This window comes from Cellulomonas sp. PS-H5 (genome assembly GCF_019265565.1).
Lineage (GTDB): Bacteria > Actinomycetota > Actinomycetes > Actinomycetales > Cellulomonadaceae > Cellulomonas.
In genome coordinates this window covers 37,784-58,347 of sequence record NZ_JAHVCI010000023.1, presented here as the reverse complement: position 1 = coordinate 58,347, position 20,564 = coordinate 37,784, and the positions used below count along the sequence as shown (strand labels likewise).

At 75.6% G+C, this 20,564-nt stretch carries 17 protein-coding genes; 3 read left to right on the top strand and 14 right to left on the bottom strand.

All coding sequences use genetic code 11. From position 1 onward, the window contains the following. The 11 genes from J5O08_RS11020 to ileS all read right to left on the bottom strand — a co-directional run. A partial coding sequence (locus tag J5O08_RS11020; RefSeq protein WP_218706894.1) for a hypothetical protein occupies window positions 1-432 on the bottom strand: 432 nt, incomplete at its 3' end. 83 nt (window positions 433-515) lie between these two features. Further along, window positions 516-4,100, bottom strand: a complete 3,585-nt coding sequence (gene smc, locus J5O08_RS11015; RefSeq protein WP_218706893.1) for a chromosome segregation protein SMC — start codon at window positions 4,098-4,100, stop codon at window positions 516-518. A 48-nt stretch (window positions 4,101-4,148) separates the two neighbouring features. Further along, window positions 4,149-4,580, bottom strand: coding sequence for a nucleoside-diphosphate kinase (gene ndk / locus J5O08_RS11010; protein WP_218706892.1), 432 nt, complete (start codon window positions 4,578-4,580; stop codon window positions 4,149-4,151). Between the two features lie 88 nt (window positions 4,581-4,668). Beyond that, a complete protein-coding gene (locus J5O08_RS11005) occupies window positions 4,669-5,163 on the bottom strand; it encodes a DUF4233 domain-containing protein (RefSeq protein ID WP_218706907.1) in 495 nt (164 codons plus the stop codon). 15 nt (window positions 5,164-5,178) lie between these two features. Continuing rightward, window positions 5,179-6,840, bottom strand: coding sequence for an MDR family MFS transporter (locus J5O08_RS11000; RefSeq protein WP_218706891.1), 1,662 nt, complete (start codon window positions 6,838-6,840; stop codon window positions 5,179-5,181). A gap of 129 nt (window positions 6,841-6,969) precedes the next feature. Next, complete coding sequence (locus J5O08_RS20945) at window positions 6,970-7,578, bottom strand: TetR/AcrR family transcriptional regulator (RefSeq protein ID WP_168216846.1); 609 nt, start codon at window positions 7,576-7,578, stop codon at window positions 6,970-6,972. Between the two features lie 58 nt (window positions 7,579-7,636). Then, complete coding sequence (dhaM, locus tag J5O08_RS10990; RefSeq protein ID WP_217615831.1) at window positions 7,637-8,374, bottom strand: dihydroxyacetone kinase phosphoryl donor subunit DhaM; 738 nt, start codon at window positions 8,372-8,374, stop codon at window positions 7,637-7,639. After that, a complete protein-coding gene (gene dhaL, locus J5O08_RS10985) occupies window positions 8,371-9,018 on the bottom strand; it encodes a dihydroxyacetone kinase subunit DhaL (RefSeq protein ID WP_218706889.1) in 648 nt (215 codons plus the stop codon). The genes dhaM and dhaL overlap by 4 nt, the downstream gene beginning before the upstream one ends. 61 nt (window positions 9,019-9,079) lie before the next feature. Continuing rightward, window positions 9,080-10,075 (bottom strand): dihydroxyacetone kinase subunit DhaK, encoded by a 996-nt coding sequence (gene dhaK, locus J5O08_RS10980; RefSeq protein ID WP_218706887.1) that lies wholly within the window; start codon window positions 10,073-10,075, stop codon window positions 9,080-9,082. Between the two features lie 138 nt (window positions 10,076-10,213). Continuing rightward, window positions 10,214-11,605, bottom strand: a complete 1,392-nt coding sequence (locus J5O08_RS10975) for a folylpolyglutamate synthase/dihydrofolate synthase family protein (RefSeq protein WP_218706885.1) — start codon at window positions 11,603-11,605, stop codon at window positions 10,214-10,216. Then, window positions 11,605-14,919, bottom strand: a complete 3,315-nt coding sequence (ileS, locus tag J5O08_RS10970; RefSeq protein ID WP_218706883.1) for an isoleucine--tRNA ligase — start codon at window positions 14,917-14,919, stop codon at window positions 11,605-11,607. Before ileS ends, J5O08_RS10975 begins: the two co-directional genes overlap by 1 nt. A 450-nt stretch (window positions 14,920-15,369) precedes the next feature. Between ileS and J5O08_RS10965 the strand changes: the two genes are divergently transcribed. Genes J5O08_RS10965 through J5O08_RS10955 form a run of 3 tightly spaced genes read left to right on the top strand, consistent with a single transcriptional unit; the run spans window position 15,370 to window position 18,922 of the window. Continuing rightward, complete coding sequence (locus tag J5O08_RS10965) at window positions 15,370-16,134, top strand: hypothetical protein (protein ID WP_255589624.1); 765 nt, start codon at window positions 15,370-15,372, stop codon at window positions 16,132-16,134. A gap of 59 nt (window positions 16,135-16,193) precedes the next feature. After that, window positions 16,194-18,257: a histidine kinase gene (locus tag J5O08_RS10960; protein ID WP_218706881.1), complete on the top strand. Its 2,064-nt coding sequence runs from the start codon at window positions 16,194-16,196 to the stop codon at window positions 18,255-18,257. Then, window positions 18,254-18,922 carry a response regulator transcription factor gene (locus tag J5O08_RS10955; RefSeq protein ID WP_218706879.1) on the top strand — a complete coding sequence of 223 codons (669 nt, stop codon included), beginning with the start codon at window positions 18,254-18,256 and terminating at the stop codon, window positions 18,920-18,922. Before J5O08_RS10960 ends, J5O08_RS10955 begins: the two co-directional genes overlap by 4 nt. Window positions 18,923-19,025: 103 nt before the next feature. On the opposite strand, the gene J5O08_RS10950 is transcribed toward J5O08_RS10955, so the two are convergent. Genes J5O08_RS10950 through J5O08_RS10940 form a run of 3 tightly spaced genes read right to left on the bottom strand, consistent with a single transcriptional unit; the run spans window position 19,026 to window position 20,556 of the window. Beyond that, window positions 19,026-19,448, bottom strand: coding sequence for a hypothetical protein (locus tag J5O08_RS10950; protein WP_218706878.1), 423 nt, complete (start codon window positions 19,446-19,448; stop codon window positions 19,026-19,028). 25 nt (window positions 19,449-19,473) lie between these two features. Further along, complete coding sequence (locus J5O08_RS10945; protein ID WP_147793900.1) at window positions 19,474-19,980, bottom strand: phosphoribosyltransferase; 507 nt, start codon at window positions 19,978-19,980, stop codon at window positions 19,474-19,476. A 48-nt stretch (window positions 19,981-20,028) separates the two neighbouring features. Continuing rightward, window positions 20,029-20,556: a DinB family protein gene (locus J5O08_RS10940; protein ID WP_218706877.1), complete on the bottom strand. Its 528-nt coding sequence runs from the start codon at window positions 20,554-20,556 to the stop codon at window positions 20,029-20,031. Window positions 20,557-20,564: the final 8 nt, after the last annotated feature.

Below are 20,564 nucleotides of genomic sequence, written 5' to 3'. Positions count from 1 at the left end.
GCGCCGCGCGTGCGGGGGCGGCGTCGGCGTGCGGTCCGGGTCCGCGACGGCGGGTGCGGGCACCCCGTCCTGGACGACCAGGCGCTCGGCCGGCGCCCCGGCCCCGGCCCGCGGGTAGGGCAGGTGCTCGCGCAGCCGGACGGCGCGCTCCCCCGTGCGCTCGAGCATCTCCGCGAGCTCGTCGAGCTGCAGGTAGCCGTCGTCGGGCTGGGACGCCTCGGCGAACAGCTGGTCGAACGGGACGTCCACCGGCTCCGCCTCGTCGACGACCGGGGCCTCCGCGTCACGGTCCCGGCGCCGGCGCAGCCCGCTGCGGAGGTCCGCCCAGAACGTGCGCAGGTCCGTCCCCCCGTCGCCCGCCGCGTTCGCCAGGACGATCACGCCGATGGCAGCGACGAGCGCCAGCCCGATCACCACGAGATAGCCGCCCATGGGGACGATTGTCCGCCGTCGACCTGGGAGCCGGCGGGACGGCGCCCGCATCGGCGGCGAACCCCCACGTGATCTTCACACCGTCAGGCGGGGACCTCGTCGCGGAGCCGCTGGGAGATGACCGTCGTCACGCCGTCGCCCCGCATCGTGACGCCGTACAGGGCGTCGGCGATCTCCATCGTCCGCTTCTGGTGCGTGACGACGATGAGCTGGGAGTCCTCCTGCAGCTCGCGGAAGATCTCCAGCAGCCGGCCCAGGTTCGCGTCGTCGAGGGCGGCCTCGACCTCGTCCATCACGTAGAACGGGCTCGGCCGGGCCTTGAAGATCGACACCAGCAGCGCGACCGCGGTGAGCGAGCGCTCGCCGCCGGACAGCAGAGACAGCCGCTTGACCTTCTTGCCGGCGGGCCGGGCCTCGACCTCGATGCCGGTCGTGAGCATGTCCGACGGGTCGGTCAGCACCAGCCGACCCTCGCCGCCGGGGAACAGCCGCGGGAACACCCGGTCGAACTGCTCGGCGGTGTCGCGGTAGGCGTCGGCGAACACCCGCTCGACGCGCTCGTCGATCTCCTTGACGATCTCCAGCAGGTCGGCGCGCGACTTCTTGAGGTCGGCGAGCTGCTCGACCAGGAACTTGTGCCGCTCCTCGAGCGCCGCGAACTCCTCCAGGGCCAGCGGGTTGACCCGGCCCAGCTGCGACAGCGCGCGCTCGGCCGCCTTCAGCCGCTTCTCCTGCTCGGCGCGGACGTACGGCACCTCGCGCGGGCCGGCGTCCTCGTCCTCGCCCGCCCCGGCCGCGGGCGGGGTGAGGACCGGGACGGGCCGGTGCGGGCCGAACTCCTCGACCAGCACCGTCGGGTCGATGCCGAGGTCCTCGACGGCACGGACCTGCAGCTGCTCGACCCGCAGCCGCTGCTCCGCGCGCAGCACCTCGTCCCGGTGCGCGGCGTCGGTCAGCCGGGCGACCTCGCGCTGGGTCTCGTCGACCCGCGACCGCACCGCGGACAGCGCGGTCTCCCGCTCGGCGCGCGCGGCCTCCGCGGCGTCCCGCTCGTCGGCGGCCCGCTGCAGCGCGTGCTCGATCGCGCCGAGCGCCTGCGTCGCGCCCAGGGCGACGGCGGTCGCGACGGCGGCCTGCCGGGCGCGGGCGCGCTCCCGCTCGGCGGCCCGCTCGCGCGCGGCCCGCTCGGTGCGCGCGGCGCGGTCGAGCGACTCGGCGCGGCCGGACAGCGCCCGGGCCCGCTCCTCGGCGGTGCGCAGGCTGAGCCGGGCCTCGGTCTCCTTGCCGCGCGCGGCGGTCGCGGCCGCGTTCGCGGCGTCCCGCTCCCCCGTGCGCTCCTCGATCGCGGCGTCCGTGTCGGCGGGCTCGGCCTCGGCGGCGGCCAGCCGCTCGGTGAGCTCGGCCAGCTCGGCGGCGCCGTCGGCGAGGGTCTGCTCCGCGGTGGCCAGCGACGCCTGGACGCGCTCCGCCTCGTTCCGCGCGGCGCGGGCGGTCGCGCCGAGGTGGCCGAGCTGCTCGGCGACCGCGGCCAGCGCGGCGTCGGACTCGTTGAGCTCGTCGAGGGTGCGCTGGTATTCGGCGCGGGCGGCCTCCTCGGCCTCGCGCGCGCCCACCAGGGCGAACCGCGCCTGCTCCGCGCGGGCCGCCGCCGCCTCGGCGCCCTGCCGGGCGTCGTCCAGGGCGGACTGCAGGTGCAGGGCGCTCGGCGCGGTGGCGGAGCCCCCGGAGGCGCGGTGCGCGGCGAGCACGTCGCCGGCGCGGGTCGCGACCACGAGGTCGGGGCGGTCGCGCAGCACGCCGCGTGCGGCGACCAGGTCGTCCACGACGGCGACGCCGCGCAGCAGCCGCCGCACGGCGGGGACGACGGCCGGCGGCGCCTGGACGAGGTCGAGCGCCCAGTCGGCGCCGTCGGGGGCCGCGCCCTGGTCCTCGTCGCCCGCGTCCGCCGCGTCCCCGGCCGCGACGACGAGCCCCGCCCGCCCGGCGTCCTGCTCGCGCAGCCAGCGGATCGCGTCCACCGCCGCCTCCACCGACTCGACCGCGACCGCGTCCGCGGACGCACCGAGCGCCGCCACGATCGCGTCCTCGTCCCCGGCCGCGACGCCGAGCAGCGCGGCGACCGAGCCGACCACGCCGACCAGGTCGTCCGCCGCGAGCAGCGCGCCGGCGCCGTCCTTGCGGGTCAGGCTGAGCTCGAGCGTCTCGATGCGGGACTCCAGCGCGGCGCGCTCGCGCTCGGCCTCGGTCAGCTGCGCCGTCAGCTCGGCGACCCGCGCTGACGCGGTCTCGACGGCCTCGGCGGCCGCCTCGTGCGCGGCGTCCAGGTCCTCCTCGCCCTCCTCGACGCCGGCGACCCGGGTCTCCAGGGCGGTGAACTCGACGGTCGCCTCGTGCCCGCGGCGCTCGGCCGCGGTCAGCGTCTCGCGGAGCCGGCCGATCTCGGCCTCGGTGGCCTCCAGCCGGCTGCGCCGCGCGCCGACCTGCCCGGCGAGGCGTGCGAGCCCCTCGCGGCGGTCGGCCGCACCGCGCAGCACGGTGGCCAGCGCCTTCTCGGCCGCCGCGGCGGCGCCCTCCGCATCCTGGCGGGCGGCCTGCGCGGCCTCCAGCGCGGCGCGGGCGGCGTCGACCTCGGCGGTGAGCTCGGCCTCGGCCGCGCGCGCGCGCTCCGCCTGGCGCTCGAGGTCGTCCGGGTCCTGCCCGCGGGTCGGCTCGGGACCGGCCCCGCCCAGCAGCCGGGCGCGGTCCGCGGCCAGCGAGGCCGTCCCGCGCAGGCGCTCGCGCAGCGAGGACAGCCGGTACCAGACGTCGGACGCCTCGCCGAGCGCCGGCGCCGCCTCGGCCGCCTCGCGCTCCAGCGCCGCGAGCCTGGTGCGGGCGGCGTCCAGCGCCGCCTCCGCCTCGGCCCGGCGGGCCCGCAGAGCCGTGTCGTCGGCGATCTCCTGCTCCAGCTGCGCGGTGAGCTGCGCCAGGTCGTCGGCGAGCAGCCGCGCGCGGGCGTCGCGCAGGTCGGCCTGCACGGTCTGTGCGCGGCGGGCGACCTCGGCCTGCCGCCCGAGCGGGCCGAGCTGGCGGCGCAGCTCCCCCGTCAGGTCGGTGAGCCGGGTGAGGTTCGCCTGCATCGCGTCGAGCTTGCGGAGCGCCTTCTCCTTGCGCTTGCGGTGCTTGAGGACGCCCGCGGCCTCCTCGATGAACCCGCGGCGCTCCTCCGGGGTCGCGCGCAGCACGGCGTCGAGCTGCCCCTGGCCGACGATGACGTGCATCTCGCGGCCGAGCCCGGAGTCGGACAGCAGGTCCTGGATGTCGAGCAGCCGGCACGCGCGGCCGTTGATCGCGTACTCCGAGCCGCCGTTGCGGAACAGCGTCCGCGAGATCGTGACCTCGGTGTACTCGATCGGCAGGGCGCCGTCGGTGTTGTCGATCGTCAGCGCGACCTCGGCCCGGCCCAGCGGCGGGCGGCCGGAGGTGCCGGCGAAGATGACGTCCTCCATCTTGCCGCCGCGCAGCGACTTGGCGCCCTGCTCGCCCATGACCCAGGCGAGCGCGTCGACGACGTTGGACTTGCCGGAGCCGTTCGGCCCGACGACGCAGGTCACCCCGGGCTCGAGGTTCAGCGTCGTCGCCGAGGCGAACGACTTGAACCCGCGCAGGGTGAGCGTCTTCAGGTGCACGGGCCGCAGCCTAGTGCGGCCGCGGCCCGTGCCCCGGGAGGTGGTGGGTCAGACCGCCAGGGCCGGGAACCAGAGGGCGATCTCGCGGGCGGCCGACTCCTCGGAGTCCGAGCCGTGCACGAGGTTCTGGGTGACCTTGAGGCCCCAGTCGCGGCCGAGGTCGCCGCGGATGGTGCCGGGCGCGGCGGTGGTGGGCTCGGTGGCGCCGGCCAGGGACCGGAAGCCCTCGATGACGCGGTGGCCCTCGGCCACGACGGCCAGGACCGGCCCGGACTTCATGAAGTCGACGAGGGGCTGGAAGAACGGCTTGCCCTGGTGCTCGGCGTAGTGCTCCTCCAGGAGGGCGTCGTCGGCGGTGCGGAGCTCGACGGCCACGAGGGTGTAGCCCTTGGCCTCGATGCGGCGGAGGACCTCGCCGGAGAGTCCGCGGCCGACGCCGTCGGGCTTGACCAGGACGAGGGTGCGCTGGATGTCGCTCATGCCCCGAACCCTAACGAACGAGCACCGCCGAGATCGGACCGTTCCGCCGAGATCGGACCGGCGACGGTCCTACCTCGGCGCGCAGGTCCTATCTCGGCGAGCCAGGCGCGGTCGGCGAGCCAGGCGCGGTCGGCGAGCCCGGCGCGGCGGGCGGGTCCTGGGCGCGGGGCGGGAGGCCGCCCTGCGGTGTCTGGTCCGGGTACTCGGCGTCGAACGCCGCCCGCTCGCGGTCGATCCGCGCGCCCAGGCGCAGGGACACGAACCAGAGCACCGCGAACAGCAGGCCGAGCGCGAACATCAGCGGGATCACGAACCCGCAGGCGATGACGACCACCTGCGCGACCGACCCGGCGACGTAGCCGCCCGGCGCGGTGACCAGCCGGGACAGCACGACGAGCACGACGAACAGCACGCCCGCGACGGTCCAGAGCACCGCCGGCGACGCCGCGACCACGCCGGCCTGCGCCAGCCCGTACGCCGTCAGCGCCGCGAACAGCACCAGCACGCCCTCGAGGACCAGGATCATCGAGGTGAACTGGGGCTTGGCGGGGCGCTTCTGGCGCACGGGCCGAGAGGAGTGCATGCTCACGCGGGAAGGCTACCTGCGGTCGTCGGCGGAGCCGTGGTCCGGGCCCGCGCCCTCGCCCGGGGCGGCCGCGGACGCGCTCGGGGTCGCCCCCGTCGCACCCGCGGTCGCCTCGCCGCGCGCCACCATGCCGGCGACGTCGGACAGCTTCACCTCGCGCAGGAACAGCGTGAGCACGAAGCCGACCGCCAGCAGCGGCACCAGGTACCAGAACGCCGGGGCGAGCGCCTCGGTGTACGCGGTGACCACGCCGTCGTGCAGCGGCTCGGGCAGCTGGGAGACGAGAGCGGGAGTCAGCGACTCGGCGGAGCCGCCGGTGTCGATCCCCGCGGAGCCGGCGCCCGCGAACACGGACTCGAGCCGCTCGGACAGCCGCGTGGTGAAGATCGTGCTGAACAGCGCGGTGCCCACCGCGGCGCCGATCTCGCGGAAGAAGTTGTTCGCGGAGGTGGCGGTGCCGAGCTCGTGCGGGTCGACGGAGTTCTGCACGGCCAGCACGACGGTCTGCATGACGAGGCCGAGGCCCGCGCCGAGCGCGAAGATCATCGCGCCGAACAGCACCATCGACATGTCGCCGGTGATCGTGGTGAGCCAGGCCAGGCCGAGCGTGGTGATCGCCATGCCGGTGATCGGGAACGCCTTGTACTTCCCGGTCTTCGTGATCGCGAGGCCGGAGGCGATCGAGGTCAGCATGACGCCGACGGTCATCGGCAGCATGAGCAGGCCGGACTCGGTCACGCCCGAGCCGGTCGACATCTGCAGGAAGGTCGGGAGGAACGCGAGCGACGCGAACATGCCCATGCCGATGACCAGGCCGATGCCGGTGGCGAGGGTGAACGTCGGGTTCTTGAACAGGCGCAGCGGGAGGATCGGCTCGGCGGCGCGCAGCTCGACGAGCACGAACGCCACGGCGGCGGCCAGGGTGCCGACCAGCAGGCCGACGAGGCGCGGGTCGGACCAGTCGTAGCCGCCCTCGCCGGACAGCGAGGTCCACGAGGTGACGAGCACCAGGCCGGAGGTGGCCAGGGTCAGCAGGACGATGCCCGCGACGTCGAGCGGGCGGTTCGACCGGTGGCTCGGCAGCTTCAGCGTGAACCAGGCGACGACGAGCGCGGCGATGCCGATCGGGATGTTGATCCAGAAGCACCAGCGCCAGTCGAAGTGGTCCGTGAACAGGCCGCCGAGCAGCGGGCCGGCGACCGCGGAGACGCCGAACAGCGCACCCATCGGGCCCATGTACTTGCCGCGCTCCTTGGCGGGCACGATGTCGGCGATGATCGCCTGCGACAGGATGATCAGGCCGCCGCCGCCGAGGCCCTGGACGCCGCGCCAGATGACCAGCTCGTGGAAGGTCTGCGCGAAGCCGGCGCCGGCGGACGCGAGCGTGAACAGGCTGATCGCGACCAGGAACGGCCAGCGCCGCCCCCACAGGTCGCCGAACTTGCCGTACAGCGGCATGACGATCGCGATCGCCAGGATGTAGATCGTCACGACCCAGCCCTGGTGCTCGACGCCGTTCAGCTCGCCGACGATCGTGGGCATCGCGGTGCCGACGATCGACTGGTCGAGGGACGACAGCAGCATGCTGGCGAGCAGGGCCCCGAAGATCAGCCACACGGTGCGCTGGTTCAGCTCCACCAGGGGCTTGTCGGGGGCGGGGGCGGCGGTGGCCATGGGTACCTCGTTCTCGTGCGGGCGGCGCCGGGGCCGCCGGGGCGACGCCGGGGCGGGGCCGTCGTCGGCGGTGGTGGTGCGGCGGGTGGTGGTGCGGTGGCCGCGGAGGCGGCCGGACCGCGACGGGTGCTAGCGGGGCGCGAAGATCGCGGTGAGGTCCGCGACGACCGACGGCAGGTGGTCCTGGACGTCGCCGGTCCCCCCGGCGGTGTCCCAGCGCACGAACGTCGCGTGGGCGAGGCCGAGCAGCAGGGTCCCGACCAGGGCGACCGCGGACTCGTCGGCCGCGTCGCCGAGCCGGCGCCGGACCAGGGCGCCGATCTCGTCGTGCAGGCCCTGGACGTGGGTGTAGGCCCGGAGCATGAGCTCCGGGTGGCCCTTCGCGAGCTCGAAGGCCCGCTCCATCCGCTCCTTGCCGAGCGGCGGGTGGTCGAGGGCGCTGGCGGTGAGGGCCTGCATGTCGGCGAGCAGGTCGCCGGTGGGCCCGCCGGTCGCGAACGCCTCGGCGGCGGCCTCGTCGAGGCGCCAGTGCTCCATGCCGAGCACGGCGTCGTCCTTCGACTCGAAGTAGTTGAAGAACGTGCGGACCGAGACGCCGACCTCGGCGCAGATGGCCTCGACCGTCACGCGGTCCAGGCCCTGCTCCGCCGCGAGGCGGTGGGTGGCGTCGACGAACGCCTCCAGGCGGGCGCGCTTCTTGCGCGCCCGCAGCCCCTCGGGCTCCACGACTTCTTGCACGCCCTGAATTATTGCAGAGCGTGCAGAGTTGTCCAGGGCAACGGAGGTGCGAGGCCCGTCACACCTCGCCGAAGCCCTCCTCGACCGCCCCGACGAACGCGTCCACGGCGACCCGCGCCTGCGGACCGGTGGCCGTCACCTCGAGGGTCCGGCCCTGCGTCGCGGCGAGCTGCATGAGCTCCAGGACGCTCGCGCCGTTCACGCCGTCGACCTGCACGGCGGCGTCGAACCCGGCCATCATCCGGGCGAGCACCGCGGCCGGGCGGGCGTGCAGTCCCATGGGGTTGCGCACGACGACGTGCGCGGTGATGGGGGCTGCGGAGTCGCCGGCGTGCGGCGGCGCGGGCGGCGTGGGCTCGGCGGACGCCTCGGGCGCCACCTCCCCCGGCCCCGCGGCGTGCGGGAAGCCCGCCCCCGCGGCCACGGCGGCGCCGAGCACCTCGCCCACCGGCGCCCCGCCCGCGGCGGTCACCCCGGCGGCGACCGCCGCCTCGACGAACGGCGCGTCCGCCAGGTGCACCCGGGCCGCGACGTCCTCGTCGAGGAACTCGAGGACGGACTCGGTGGTGAGGACCGCCGACCCCAGGTCGGTGAGCACGACCGCGGACCGGCCGTCGGCCGTCGCCTCGCCGAGCGCCTGCTCGACCAGGTCGAAGCTCGTGCCGAGCCCGCCCGCGCCGTCGCCGCCGGCCGCGACGATCAGCACCTCCGGCGCCATCTGCGCCGCCAGCTCCCGGACGCCCTCGGCCAGCGTCGCCGAGTGCGAGACCAGGACGAGGGCGACCGGGGCGGTCATGCCGTCGCCTCCGCGGTGGCAGCCGCCGCCTCGAGGATCAGGGCGGTCGACGTGGCGCCGGGGTCCTGGTGCCCGGCCGAGCGCTCGCCCAGGTAGGACGCGCGCCCCTTCGTCGCGACCAGGGGAATCGTCGCCTCGGCCCCGGCGCGCGCCGCCTCGGCCGCGGCGGCCAGCACCGCGGCCGGGGAGGCGCCCGCGTCGGACGCGGCCACGGCGGCCTCGACCGCCGGGGTCCACGCGTCGACCATCGTCTTCTCGCCCGTCGTGGCCTTGCCGCGCACGACGATGCCCTCCAGGCCGGCCTCCAGCAGCGCCACGACCGCGGCGCTGTCGAGCTCCGGCAGCCCGGTCACCTTCGCGGCGCGCAGGTAGGCCGTGCCGTACAGCGGGCCCGCGGCGCCGCCGACGGTGGACATGAGGGTCGTGGCCACGAGCTTGAGCACGGCGCCGACGTCGCCCGGCGGGGCGTCCAGCGCGTCCAGCTTGGCCGTCACGGCGGTGAACCCCCGGTTGAGGTTCTCGCCGTGGTCGCCGTCGCCGATCTGCCGGTCGAGCTCGATGAGCTCCTCCCGGTGCTCGGCGACCACCTGCGCCGTGCGCCGCACCCAGGCGACCGCCCAGCCCGCGTCCAGAGAGCCCGTCATGTCCCGTTCCCACCTCCGCCGTCGGACCCACGACCCCGCCCCCGGGAGGGCGGCGGGCCGGCTACCAGTGCAGCGCGGCCGTGCGCACCGGCGCGTCCCAGAGCGCGGTGAGCTCGTCGTCCAACCGGAGGACAGTGACCGAGGCGCCCTGCATCTCCAGTGATGTCACGTAGTTGCCCACGAGCGAGCGGGTCACCTGGACCCCGCGGCCCTCGAGCAGCTTGCGTGCCTGACGATAGACGACGTAGAGCTCCGACAGCGGCGTGCCGCCCATGCCGTTGACGAACAGCAGCACCTGCTCCCCGGACGCCAGGCCGAGGTCGTCGGCCACCGGGGTCAGCAGCATCTCGGTGATCTCGTCGGCCGGGGCGGCCTTGATGCGGCGCCGGCCCGGCTCGCCGTGGATGCCGATGCCGATCTCGAGCTCGTCGTCCGGCAGGTCGAAGGACGGCTTGCCGGCGTGCGGGACGGTGCACGCGGTCAGCGCGACGCCCATCGACCGCGCGTTCGCCACGACCTTCTCCGCCACCGCGACGACGGCGTCCAGGTCGTCCCCCCGGGCGGCGGCTGCGCCGGCGATCTTCTCGACCGCGACGGTGCCCGCGACGCCGCGGCGGCCCGCGGTGTACAGCGAGTCCTCGACCGCGACGTCGTCGTGCACGACCACCGTCCGGACCGTCAGGTCGTCGGCGTCGGCGAGCTCGGCGGCGGTCTCGAAGTTGAGCACGTCGCCGGTGTAGTTCTTGACGATCGCGAGGACGCCCGCCCCGCCGTCGGCCGCCGCGAACGCGGGGGCGATCTGGTCCGGTGTGGGCGAGGTGAACATCGCGCCCGGCACGGCGGCGTCGAGCATCCCGTCGCCGACGAACCCGGCGTGCAGCGGCTCGTGGCCGGAGCCGCCGCCGGACACGAGGCCGACCTTGCCGCTCACGGCGCCGCCGGCGCGGGAGACGAACAGCGGGTCGGTGTGCACCTCGACCACGTCGGCGTGCGCGAGGCCGAAGCCCTCCACCGACTCGGCGACGACGTTCTGGGGGTCGTTGATGAGCTTCTTCACGGCGATGCTTCCTTCCCGGCACCCGGACCGCGGCGCCCTCGCCGCGACAGTGCTCACACTCGCCGCGCTGGTCGCGGGCCGTCAAGGGCACGGTGTGCGGCGGGGGTGCACGTTCGTGCACCCCCGCCGCGGCGTCCGTCAGGCGCGGCCGGTGAGCACCCGCGCCTCGGCCACCAGGTAGATCGACCCGGTCACGAGGACGGCCGCGCCGCGCTCCACCTCGCGCTCCGCGAGGTCCGCCGCCAGGGTCACGGCCTCGTCGAGCCGCTCGCGGACGTGCACCCGGTCCTCGCCGAACACGTCGACGGCGATCTCGGCCAGGTCGTCGACCTCCATCGCCCGCGGGTTCGACGCCCGCGTCACGACGACCTCGGCCAGGTACGGCTCCAGGACCGCGAGCAGGCTCTCGGCGTCCTTGTCCGCCATCGCCCCGACCACCCCGACGATCCGCTGGAACGCGAACGCCTCCTCGACCGCCGCGACCAGCGCCTCCGCGCCCGCGGGGTTGTGCGCCCCGTCGACCAGGACGGTCGGGCTGGACCGGACCAGCTCCAGGCGGCCCGGGGAGTCGACGTCGGCGAACGCCGCCTCCACCACCGACCCGTCCAGCGCGCCGCCGCCGGCGATCAGCGCCTCGACGGCCGCGAGCGCCGCGAGCGCGTTGTGCGCCTGGTGCTCGCCGTGCAGCGGCAGGAACACGTCGGTGTAGACGCCGCCGGAGCCGCGCAGCGTGAGCAGCTGCCCGCCCACGGCGACCTGCCGGTCCACCACGTCGATGTCGACGCCCTCGCGCACCACCCGCGCCCCGTGCTCGGCCGCGGCGTGCAGGATGACGCCCTCGGCGTCCTCCTCCTGCGTCGACAGCACGAGGGTGGCACCGTCCTTGACGATCCCCGACTTCTCCCCCGCGATCTCCACGAGGGTGTGCCCGAGCCAGCGCTCGTGGTCGTAGGCGACCGGGGTGATGACCGCGACCTCGCCGTCGGCGACGTTCGTGGCGTCCCAGCGGCCGCCCATCCCGACCTCGACCACCGCGACGTCCACCGGGGCGTCCGCGAAGGCCGCGAACGCCATGACGGTGAACACCTCGAAGAAGCTCAGCCGGGGCCGACCGGCCTCCTGCTCCTTGACGTCGACCATGTGCACGTACGGCGCGATGTCCTGCCAGGTGGCCACGAACGCCTCGTCGGAGATCGGCTCCCCGTCGATCGCGATGCGCTCCGTCACCCGGTGCAGGTGCGGGCTGGTGAACCGGCCGGTGCGCAGCCCGTGCTCGCGCACCAGCCGCTCGACCATGCGCGCGGTCGACGTCTTGCCGTTCGTGCCGGTGAGGTGCACGACCCGGTACGCCTTCTGCGGGTCGCCCAGCAGGTCGCACACCGCAGCGACCCGGTCGAGGGTCGGGTCGATGTCGTGCTCGGGCGCGCGCTCGAGGATGCCGGCGTACACCTCGTCGGCGGCGCGGCGGGCGGCTGCGGCGGCCTCGTCGCGCTGGTGGTCCGCTCCCCCGCGGCCCTTCGCGGCGGCCATCAGGCGGCCACCCGCTCGACGCCGACGGTGAGCTCGGAGCCGCCGTCCTCGACGACCACCTCCGTCGCCAGCGTCTCCCGCGCGATGAACTCCCGGTGCGCGTCGACCGCGGCCCGGTGCTCGGCCGGGACGCCCAGCGTGAGCCGGATCCGGTCGGTGACCACGAGGTCGGCCGCCTTGCGGGCGTCCTGCACCGCGCGGACCACGTCGCGGGCGTAGCCCTCGGCGAGCAGCGCCTCGTCCAGCGCCAGGTCCAGCACCACGAACCCGCCCGAGGGCAGCACGCCCGCGGCCAGCGTCGGGGCCTCGCCCTCGGCCGTCGTGACGTCGATCGTGGTCGTCAGCTCGTACTCGGACGGCTGCATCGGGACCTCGCCGTCGTCGGTGCGCACGACCACGGTGCCCTCGGCGTCCGTCGACCAGTCGCCGGCCTTCGCCGCGCGGATCACGGCCTGGACGCCGCGGCCCAGGCGCGGGCCGGCGGCGCGCGCGTTCACCGCGAGGTTGCTCCGGACCGCGACGCCGCCGGCGGCCGCCTCCTCGACCGTCGACAGCGCGACGTGCTTGACGTTGAGCTCCGCGGCGAGCAGGTCCGCGAACGGGGCCAGCGCCTCGGGCGTCGCCGTGGCGACGCGCAGCTCGTTCAGCGGCTGGCGGACGCGCAGGCCGTTGGCCTTGCGCAGCGCGAGCGCCGCCGACACCGCCTCGCGCACGCCGTCGACCGCGGCGACCAGGTCGTCGTCGGCCGCGAGCGCCAGGTCGTCCGCCGAGCCGTCGCCCAGGGTCGGCCAGTCGGTCAGGTGCACCGACCGGTCGCCGGTCAGGCCGCGCCACACCTCCTCGGAGAGCAGCGGGGCCAGCGGCGCCATGACGCGGGTCAGCGTCTCGAGCGAGGTCCACAGCGTGTCGAACGCCGCGGCGTCCTCGGACCAGAACCGGTCGCGCTGCGTGCGGACGTACCAGTTGGTCAGCAGGTCCAGGTGCACCCGGACGGTCTCGCAGGCTCCCGGCACGTCGTACGCGTCGAGCTGCGCGGTCACGGTCTCGACCAGCTTCCGGGTCCGGGCGAGCACGTACCGGTCCATGGTGGTGACCGGGGTGTCGGGCGTGACCCGGCCGGCGGTGAGGCCGGTCCCGTCGTTCGCCGCGTTGGCGTACAGCGCGAAGAAGTACCAGGTGCTCCACAGCGGAAGAAGCACCTGGCGCACCTCCGAGCGGATGCCCTCCTCGGTGACGACCAGGTTGCCGCCGCGCAGGATCGGCGACGCCATGAGGAACCAGCGCATCGCATCCGAGCCGTCGCGGTCGAACACCTCGTTCACGTCCGGGTAGTTCCGCAGCGACTTGCTCATCTTGCGGCCGTCCGAGCCCAGCACGATGCCGTGCGAGACGGACGTGCGGAACGCCGGGCGGTCGAACAGCGCGGTCGCCAGCACGTGCAGCAGGTAGAACCAGCCGCGCGTCTGCCCGATGTACTCGGTGATGAAGTCGCCCGGGTAGTGGTGCTCGAACCAGTCGGCGTTCTCGAACGGGTAGTGCACCTGGGCGAACGGCATCGAGCCGGAGTCGAACCACACGTCCAGCACGTCCGGGATCCGGCGCATGGTCGAGTGCCCGGTCGGGTCGTCCGGGTTCGGGCGGGTCAGCTCGTCGATGAACGGGCGGTGCAGATCGGGCTCGCCGGCGTCGTTCAGCGGCAGCCGGCCGAAGTCGGCCTCCAGCTCGGCGAACGAGCCGTAGACGTCGATGCGCGGGTGCGCCGGGTCGTCGCTCACCCACACCGGGATCGGCGTGCCCCAGTACCGGTTCCGGGACACCGACCAGTCGCGGGCGTTCGCGAGCCAGTTGCCGAACTGGCCGTCCTGGATGTGCTCCGGCACCCAGGAGATGTCCTGGTTGAGCTCGACCATCCGGTCGCGGAAGGCCGTGACCTTCACGAACCAGGACGACACGGCCTTGTAGATCAGCGGGTTCCGGCACCGCCAGCAGTGCGGGTACGAGTGCACGTACGACGCCTGGCGCAGCAGGCGGCCGTCGGCGCGCAGCCGCTGGGTGATCGGCTTGTTGGCCTCGAAGACCTGCTGGCCCTCGAAGTCGGGCACGAGGGACGTGAACTTCCCGCCCTCGTCGACGCTCAGCACCGTCGGGATGCCGACCGCCTCGCAGGTCTCCTGGTCGACCTCGCCGTAGGCCGGGGCCTGGTGCACCACGCCGGTGCCGTCCTCGGTCGTGACGTAGTCGGCGAGCAGGATCTGGAAGCCGTGCTCGGCCATGCGCGGCTGGTCCGCCAGGTAGTCGAACAGCCGCTCGTACCGGACGCCGGCCAGGTCGGCGCCGCGCACCTCGCGGGTCACCGCGGCCAGGGCGTCCTCGGCGGAGTCGTAGCCGAGGTCCTTGGCGTACCCCTTGACGAGGTCGCGGGCGAGCAGGAACTGCTCCGCCGTCGCGGAGGTGCCGTTCGGGCCGGCGGGGACCACCGCGTAGGTGACGTCGGGGCCGACCGCGAGCGCCGAGTTGGTCGGCAGGGTCCACGGGGTCGTCGTCCAGGCGAGGGCGGCGACGCCGTCGAGGCCGAGCTCGGCCGTGCGCTCGCCGGTCAGCGGGAACGTGACCGTCACCGTCTGGTCCTGGACGTCCTTGTAGACGTCGTCGTCCATCCGCAGCTCGTGGTTCGACAGCGGCGTCTGGTCGTTCCAGCAGTACGGCAGCACGCGGTAGCCCTCGTACGCCCAGCCCTTGTCGTAGAGCTGCTTGAACGCCCAGATCACCGACTCCATGAACGTCGGGTCGAGCGTCTTGTAGTCGTGCTCGAAGTCCACCCAGCGCGCCTGGCGCGTCACGTACACCTGCCACTCGTCGGTGTACCGCAGCACCGACGTCCGGCAGGCGTCGTTGAACGCCTTGATGCCCATCTCCTCGATCTGCGCCTTGTCGGTGATGCCGAGGATCCGCTCCGCCTCGAGCTCCGCCGGCAGGCCGTGCGTGTCCCAGCCGAACCGGCGCTCGACGCGGCGGCCCCGCTGCGTCTGGTACCGGCCGACGATGTCCTTGGCGTACCCGGTCAGCAGGTGGCCGTAGTGCGGCAGGCCGTTCGCGAACGGCGGGCCGTCGTAGAACACGAACTCGTTGGCGCCGTCGGTGCCGGCGTCACGGGCGTCGATCGACGCCTGGAACGTGCCGTCGGACTCCCAGTACGCGAGGACGTCCTTCTCCAGCGCCGGCAGGTCCGGGGACGCGGGCAGGCCGAAGGACGCGCCGGGCGCGACGGGGGCGGCGTGCTTGCCGCTCGGGGTGCGGTGCAGCGGATAGGCCATGGCGGATGGCGCTCCTGGTGGTCGGCGGGCCCGGGGGCTCGCGGTGCGGTGGCGGATCCACGGGGACGACGCCCGCCCGGCTCTCGCCCGGTGCGCACCGCGGTACCACCCCGCTTGCCGATCGCCGGGTCCCGCCGGGGGCGGGGTCGGCGCGCGACCACTCTCTGCGACGGCTGTGACGGGCCTGCCCCGTCCGGTTCTACTGGGGGCGCCGGTGGTGCTGCCGCCCTGTTCTTCCGGAGGCTCCCCGGTGATGGCCGGATCGGTGCCTGTGCGCACGAGTGTAGCGACGGCGTCCAGCGGGCCGCACCGGGATACCCGCCCGCCGCCCGGGCGCCCGGGTCGATCACCCGGCGATCCGGGCCACCCGCCCTTCCGCCCGGGACGCCCCCGGGCCCAGCGTCGTGCCCGGCGGAGGCACCGGGCCTCCCCGTCACGGAGGGGCACGACATGACCACGCACGACACCTCGTCCACGACCGCCGGCCGCGCGTCCGGCGTCGGTGCCGCCGCAGGGGGCGGCACCGACGCGGCGGGCGCGACGCCCGCGACCACCCCGGCGTCGATCGCCGTCAGCCGCGTCCGGCCGCAGCCGCGCGGCTGGGCGCTCGCCGGGATCGCGGCCGGCGTGACCGGCCTGGTCGGCATCCAGGCCTCGATGGCGCTCGGCGTGAACTGGGAGGAGACCGCCGGCGACGCGGACGCGATCATCGCCGACCTGTCCGGGCGCACCGCGACGCTGCTGCTGTTCCACACCGCGACGATCCTGTCGGCGCTGCTGGCCGTCGTCTTCGCCGCAGGCCTGTCCCGGCGGCTGTCCCAGCAGGCGCCTGCGGGGAGCCTGCTGCCGTCGGTCGCGTCCGGCGGGCTGCTGCTGGTGGCCGTCGCGGGGCTGCTCGGGTCGGGGCTCGACACCCAGTTCATGTTCGGCCTCGCCGATGTCGACCTGATCGTCCCGGAGTCGGGCGCGTTCTTCAGCGACTGGATCGCGACCATCCCGTGGCTGTGGGTCGGGGCGGGGCTGTCCGGGGTCGCGGTGGCCGTGGCGGCGCTGCGGCACGCGGCGGCGCCGCGGTGGCTCGGCTGGGTGGGCGCGGTGCTCGGCGGGCTGACGCTGCTGCTCGGCATCTCGCCGCTGCAGTACATGGCCGGGTTCACCGGCCCGCTCTGGCTGCTGCTGACCGCGATCGGGTTCGCGGTGGGCGACCGGCGGTGATCGTCGAAGTCGTGCCCGAACCCTCCCGTTCTGTGGTGGTCTGCCCCTACGGTGACGCCATGGGCCGGGAGGGTTCGGGCGCGCGCGACCTGCCGCGCGACGGGCTGCCAGGCGTGGCGCTCGCGATCGCCCTGGTCGCCTGGCTGCTCGCCGGGACGGCGGCCGTGCTGCACGTCGCCGCCGGAGGTGGGATGTCCGCGGGCGACCTGCTGTTCACCGCCGTCGACGTCACCGTGGCGGCCGTCTACGGCACCGTCGGCGCGGTCGTCCTGTCCCGGCGCCGGCACCCCGTCGGCTGGCTGGTCGCGCTGACGGGCGTCGCGGGTGGGGTGTCGGCGGTCGGCGGCGCCTGGGGGGTGTTCGCGGCCGCCCGGCCCGGCGCCCCCGCGCTCGACTGGCTGACGGGCGCCTTCGGCTGGGTGTGGGTGCCGGGCACCGTCGCGCTGTTCACCGTGGTGCCGTGGCTGGCCCGCGACCGGCGGCTCGGACCGGTGGCCCGGGCCGGCGTCGCGCTGGGGACCGCCTCTGCCCTGCTGCTCACCGGGACCCGGCTGCTCGCGCCGATGTCCGACGCGCGGGGGGCGATCGCCCTGGTCGTGCTCGCCGGGCTGCTCACCGCGGCCGCGACGTGGTGGCGGTACCGCCGCGGGCCGGCGGCCGAGCGCCGCGGGCTGGGGCTGCTCGCCGCCGCGACCGCGATCATGGCGCTGTCGTTCGTGCCGCTGCTGCTCGCCGACCCCGGCCCCGCGGCGTTCCTCGCCGTGCCGGTGAGCCACCTGGTGTGCCAGGCACTGTTCCCGGCGGCGCTGCTGGTGACGGTGCTCCGCAACCGCCTGTGGGGGCTCGACCTGGCGCTCAGCCGGGCGACGGTCGCCGCGCTGCTGACGCTCACGCTCGCCGGGGTGTACGCGATCGTCACGGCGGGGGTGTCGGCGCTCGCGGGCGCCAGCACGCCGGGCGCGCAGGTCGCCGCGGCCGTCGGAGTGGTGCTGCTGCTCCAACCGGTGCGCGGCTGGCTCCAGACCCGGGTGCGCCACCTCGTCTACGGCGAGGCCACCGATCCCGGGCGGGCGGCGCTGCTGCTGGGCCGGAGCCTGACCACGCCGGGCGGGTCCGCCGACCTCCTGGCCGGGCTGGCGGCGGGCGTCGGCGAGTCGCTGCGGCTCGAGTCCGTCCGCCTGGCGACCCGGGGCGCCGACCCGGTCGCCGCGTCCTGGGGCTCGCCCACGTCCGAGCCGGTGCGCGTGCCGGTCGAGCGCGCCGGCGACGTCGTCGGCGACCTGGCCGTCACCGCCCCGCCCGGCGAGCGGCTGGACGCCCGGAGCCGCACCGCGCTCGACCAGCTCGCACCCGTCGTCGCGGCCGGGCTGGCGCTCGCCACCGGGGCCCGGGACCTGGAGCGAGCCCGGGACGCCGCGACCTCGGCCCGGCTCCGCGAACGCCGCGCGGTCCGGCGGGAGCTGCACGACGGGCTCGGCCCGTGGTTGTCGGGGATGCGCCTCGGGCTGCAGGGGGCGGTCAACCTGCTCGACGGCGGCCGACCCGACGACGTCGAGGCAGCACGCGCCGCGCTCACCGCGCTGCAGGACGAGGCCGAGCGCCGGGTCGAGGACGTCCGGGACCTCGCCCGCGGTCTGCTGCCGCCGGTGCTCGACGAGCAGGGCCTCGGGCCGGCGCTCGACGACCTGGCCCGGCGGCTCGGGCGCGAGGGGTTCGCGGTCGAGGTCGCCGGCGACGACCCCGGCGCGCTCGACCCCGTCGTGGCGGCCGCGGCGTACGGGGTCCTGAGCGAGGCGGCGCGCAACGCGCAGCGGCACTCCGGGGCCGACGGCTGCCGGATCGTGGTGCGCCGGTCCGCGGACCTGCTGGACGTGCGGTGCACCGACGCGGGGCGCGGGCCGGGACCCGCGGCCGGGTCCTCGCGATCGAGCGACGCCGTCGGCGTGGGCACCCGCTCGATGCGGGAGCGGGCGGAGGAGCTGGGCGGTCGGTTCGAGGTGGCCGAGGCGGCGCCGGGCACGGTCGTGCGTGCGGTGCTGCCGCTGGTGCCGGGCGCGCCGGTGCCGGGGGCGCGCGCGGTCGGCGCCGCCGTACCCGACGCCGCCGGGGCGGTGCCGTCGTGACGGTGCGGGTGGCGCTGGTGGACGACCACCCGGTGTTCCGGATCGGTATGGCCGCGCTGCTGGGGTCCCTGGCGGGGGTCGAGGTCGTCGGGACAGCGGCCGGGGCGGCGGAGGCGCGGGCGCTGCTGACCGACGACGGAGCCCCCCGCGTGGACGTCGTCGTCATGGACCTCGACCTCGGCGACGGGTCGGGGATCGACGTCACGCGCGAGGTCGTCGCCGCGCGGCCGGGGACCGCCGTGCTCGTCATGAGCATGCACGAGGACGACGACGCCGTGGTCGCCGCCGTCCGGGCGGGGGCCCGCGGGTACCTGGTGAAGTCCGCGCCGCCCGAGCAGGTCGAGCGCGCGGTCCGCGCCGTCGCCGCCGGGGAGATGATCCTCGGGCCGACGGTGGCGGAGCGGGCGATGGCCTACGTCCTCGGCGGACGCTCGGCGGTCCGGGTGCCGTTCCCGCGGCTGACCGACCGCGAGCGCGAGGTGCTCGACCTGGTCGCCGGTGGCCACGACAACGTGGTGATCGCGCGACGGCTGGGGCTGTCGGCGAAGACGGTCCGGAACCACGTGGCGAACGTGCTCACCAAGCTGGAGGTGCCGGACCGGTCCGCGGCGATCGTGCGGGCGCGGGCCGAGGGCCTCGGCGGCGCGGGCGTGTCGGCGGGCTGAGGCGCGGGGCCCGGCCCGATCTCCACCCGATTGTCGCGCCGCACCCGGTTCGATCGGGTGGCCGCGCGACGATCGGGTGGGGTTCGGCGCGCAGCCCCCAGGGCTACGTCCCGCAGGCCTCGTCGAACAGCGCCACCGCCCGGGCGTCCCCGGCGAGCAGCGCCGCCACGTGGCCCTCCTCCTCGACGAGCGTCGGGTAGCCCCAGACCGCCACGACCGGCTCGCCCCAGAGCGTCCGGCGTCCGGCCCGCGCCCCGGAGTCCAGGGCGAACGCCCAGCCCGCGGGCACGACCGTCGCGACGCCCGCGAACAGCTCCGCGGGCACGAACGCCGGGCCGCCCCAGTCGTCGCGCACCAGCACGCTCAGGTGGTCGGCGAGCACCAGGACCCCCGCCGCCTCGTACGTGCGTCCGGGCGTCACCGCGTACGCAGACGCCTCGCTGGTGCCGCGTGGTCGGCGGCCGGCGGGGAGGAACGCGCCGCGGGCCGCCACGCAGCGCAGCCGCAGCACGGACAGGCCCCGCACGCGACCGGCCCCGCCGACCGCGCCGTCAGTCCGTGACCGGCGGCTGCGCCGACCAGGGGAACGTGATCCACCGGTCCGTCCGGCGCCACACGAAGTCCGGCGCGACGATCGAGTGCGACTTCGCGTACAGCACCGCCGTGCGCGCCTCCTCGCAGTGCTCCGCGACCAGCCGCTGCACGAGCGCCAGGGTCTCCCCCGTGTCCGCCACATCGTCGACGACGAGCGCCCGGCGGCCCACCAGCGCCGCGTTGTCCAGCAGCGGCGGCAGCACGACCGGCTCGGGCAGCCGCGCGTCGATGCCGGTGTAGAACTCGACGTTCAGCGTGCCGCAGGCCTTGAGGCCGAGCGCGTAGGAGAGCGCACCGGCGGGCAGCAGGCCGCCCCGGGCGACGGCCACCACGACGTCGGGCTCGAAGCCGGAGGCCACCACCGCGCGGGCCAGGTCGCGCGCCGCCTCGCCGAACTCGTCCCAGCCCAGGATCTCGCGCTCGTCGGGCAGGTCCTGGCCGGGTGCGGCCTCCGCAGTCGTCATGCCGGTCAGGCTAGCGGCCGGACGTGTGCGCCAGGTTGCGCGGGGCTGTCAGGACCCGGTGACGGCGGCCGCGTGCTCGACGATCCGCCGGACGTCGTGCAGGTGGTGCAGGGCGTCGTGGGCGTTGTTCCGGGCGACGTCCTCGGCGCCCTGCGGCCCGCGGGTGGCGTGGTCGAGCACGACGCCCTCCGCGAGCGCCGCGGACACGGCGTCCACCCAGCCCGGCACCACGCGCCGCAGGGCCAGGAGCGACGCCCCGACGGTCGCGTGCGCGTAGTCCCGCGCCGCCGCGAGGGCGTCCGGGTCGTAGCCGGCCGTGGTCGTGCGGCCGTCGCAGCGCGCGGCGTCCAGGCGGTACGCCCAGGTCTCCAGGTTGTCGGCGACGTGCCGGACGTACGCGGCGGTCGACCAGCCGAGGTCCGGGTGCCGCAGCGGCTCGGGCGCCCCGACGAGGACCGCCGCGAACCGTCCCGGCACCTCGGACACGGCGTGCACCGCCTCCTCCGGGGTGCGGACCCAGGTGTACCCGCACTCGGTGCACGGCTCCCCGTACAGCGCGGCGCCCCACAGCTCCATCCCGGCAC

Excerpts from the sequence above, each read along its gene's own strand:
- ndk (WP_218706892.1), bottom strand. The coding sequence starts at position 4,580 with ATGAGCGACATCCAGCGCACCCTCGTCCTGGTCAAGCCCGACGGCGTC.
- J5O08_RS11000 (WP_218706891.1), bottom strand. The coding sequence starts at position 6,840 with ATGGCCACCGCCGCCCCCGCCCCCGACAAGCCCCTGGTGGAGCTGAAC.
- J5O08_RS11005 (WP_218706907.1), bottom strand. The coding sequence starts at position 5,163 with ATGCACTCCTCTCGGCCCGTGCGCCAGAAGCGCCCCGCCAAGCCCCAG.
- J5O08_RS10940 (WP_218706877.1), bottom strand. The coding sequence starts at position 20,556 with ATGGAGCTGTGGGGCGCCGCGCTGTACGGGGAGCCGTGCACCGAGTGC.
- dhaM (WP_217615831.1), bottom strand. The coding sequence starts at position 8,374 with ATGACCGCCCCGGTCGCCCTCGTCCTGGTCTCGCACTCGGCGACGCTG.
- J5O08_RS10965 (WP_255589624.1), top strand. The coding sequence starts at position 15,370 with ATGACCACGCACGACACCTCGTCCACGACCGCCGGCCGCGCGTCCGGC.
- ileS (WP_218706883.1), bottom strand. The coding sequence starts at position 14,919 with ATGGCCTATCCGCTGCACCGCACCCCGAGCGGCAAGCACGCCGCCCCC.
- J5O08_RS10945 (WP_147793900.1), bottom strand. The coding sequence starts at position 19,980 with ATGACGACTGCGGAGGCCGCACCCGGCCAGGACCTGCCCGACGAGCGC.
- J5O08_RS10960 (WP_218706881.1), top strand. The coding sequence starts at position 16,194 with ATGGGCCGGGAGGGTTCGGGCGCGCGCGACCTGCCGCGCGACGGGCTG.
- dhaL (WP_218706889.1), bottom strand. The coding sequence starts at position 9,018 with ATGACGGGCTCTCTGGACGCGGGCTGGGCGGTCGCCTGGGTGCGGCGC.
- J5O08_RS10975 (WP_218706885.1), bottom strand. The coding sequence starts at position 11,605 with ATGGCCGCCGCGAAGGGCCGCGGGGGAGCGGACCACCAGCGCGACGAG.